This is a genomic window from Okeania sp., from assembly GCF_983059655.1.
Window position 1 is genome coordinate 10,596 of sequence record NZ_CEZPJD010000155.1, and the last position, 2,070, is coordinate 12,665.

Annotated in this window: 1 protein-coding gene; it reads right to left on the reverse strand. The window is 32.5% G+C overall.

Features of this window, described 5'->3' with window-relative positions:
- A partial coding sequence (locus AC3DU7_RS11150) for a prolyl oligopeptidase family serine peptidase (protein ID WP_488039421.1) occupies positions 1-1,723 on the reverse strand: 1,723 nt, incomplete at its 3' end.
- Between the last annotated feature and the right edge of the window lie 347 nt (positions 1,724-2,070).

The window sequence follows — 2,070 nt, forward strand, 5'->3', positions numbered from 1 at the left end:
CTGCGGGTAAAGCTGCACCAAATAATTCTGGTCTTTGAGTTATACAAGCACCTACCAATAAACCACCATTACTTGCACCAGTAATAGCTAATTTTTTGGATGAAGTCCAGTTATTTTTAATCAACCATTCAGCAGCACTAATAAAATCATCAAATACATTTTGTTTCTGTTGTTTTATTCCAGCTTTATGCCACTCTTCACCATATTCTCCACCTCCACGAATATTGACAACTGCATATACACCACCCATCTCCAACCAGACTAATCTACTAATAGAAAAATTTGGAGTGAGAGAAATACTAAATCCACCATATCCATAAAGAATAGTCGGATTATTACCATCCAGCTTTAGACCTTTTTTATAAGTAATAAACATAGGAATGTTTTTACCATCTTTACTACTATAAAAAATTTGCTTGGTTTCAAATTCATCAGGATTAAAATCTACAGTTGGTTGGCGATAAATTTTACTTTCACCACTAACCATATCGTACTGATAAATAGTTGAAGGAGTTGTGAAACTAACATAACTATAAAATGTAGTTGTGTCGTAACGTTTACCATTAAAACCACCTACTGAACCAATTCCGGGTAGGTCTACATTTCTGACTGGAGTACCATCAAGATTAAATATTTTTATCTGAGTATGAGCATCTTTTAAATAGAAAGCAACAAACTGATTATTAAGTGTACCTACTCCTCTCAATGTATCTGTTGTTTCAGGAATAATTTCTTGCCATTTATCCCGATTTTCTCCTGTGACTAAAGAAGGAGATGGAGGGTTATTAATATCAATGGCAATCACTCGTCTTTTCGGAGCATCAAAATCTGTGACAAACCAAAAGATATTATCATCATTATCTATCAGACGATATTCAGCTTCAAATTCACTAATTAGTTCTACTATAGGTGCATCTTCTACAGTTAAATCTTGATAAAAAACCAAATTTTTGCGGTCTGTACTTTGCCAAACTGTAATAACTAAATACTTACTATCTTCTGTAACATAACAATTGAAACTCCATTCTTTTCGCTCTGGTTTTTCATAAATTAGTACATCATCACTTTGAGCATTACCTAAACGATGGTAGTAAATTTTTTGTAAATAATTAGTTTCTTCTAATTCTCTTGCTTCTGGTTGTTCATAGCGACTATAAAACAAACCTTGATTATTATCTGTCCAAGCTGGAACATTAAATTTTATCCATTGCAAAACATCTGGTAAATCTTCTCCCGTCTCAATATTTTTTATTCGCCATTCTTGCCAGTCTGAACCAGATTTAGAAATACCATAAGCAATTAATTTACCATCTTTACTAATAGCAATTCCCGACAGAGCAACTGTTCCATCTTCTGAAAATTTATTAGGGTCTATCAAAACTTTTGGTTCAGCATCAAGAGTAGGCAAAGTGTATAAAATACTTTGATTTTGTAAACCATCATTTTTGTAATAGAAGTAGCGATCGCCTTCTTTGAAAGGAACGCTATATTTTTCATAATCCCAGATTTTAGTTAGTCGTTTTTTTATAGTTTCTCGTTCATAAATTTCTGAAAGATAATTAAAAGTAATTTCATTCTGCGCCTTTACCCATTCTTGAATTTCTTCTGAATTAGGGTCTTCTAACCATCGATAGGGATCGGGAACTTGAACACCGTGATAATTTTCTACTATGTCTGTTTTGTGAGTGATGGGATATTTTAAAGGTTGTTTTGGATATTTCATATTTTTGATTTGTGAATGGTTGATTTAATCTTAGAAGTTGATTAGATTTTTATCAAGTAAAGATCGTCTAACTTTTTTATTCCCACATCAGCAAAATCTCAATCTTGTTGATTTTTCCGGAGAATTTCTAGAGTTGCCTAGAAAATTTTCAGTGGTAGAAGGGTGGAGGAAATATAAATGATTTACTCTCTGGCAAATATTTCTTTGATTTTTGTCATTCCCACATCATCAAAATCTCAATATTTTTGATTTTTCCGGAGAATTTATAGAGTTGCCTAGAAAATTTTCAGTGGTAGAAGGGTGGAGGAAATATAAATGATTTACTCTCTGGCAAATATTTCTTTTGC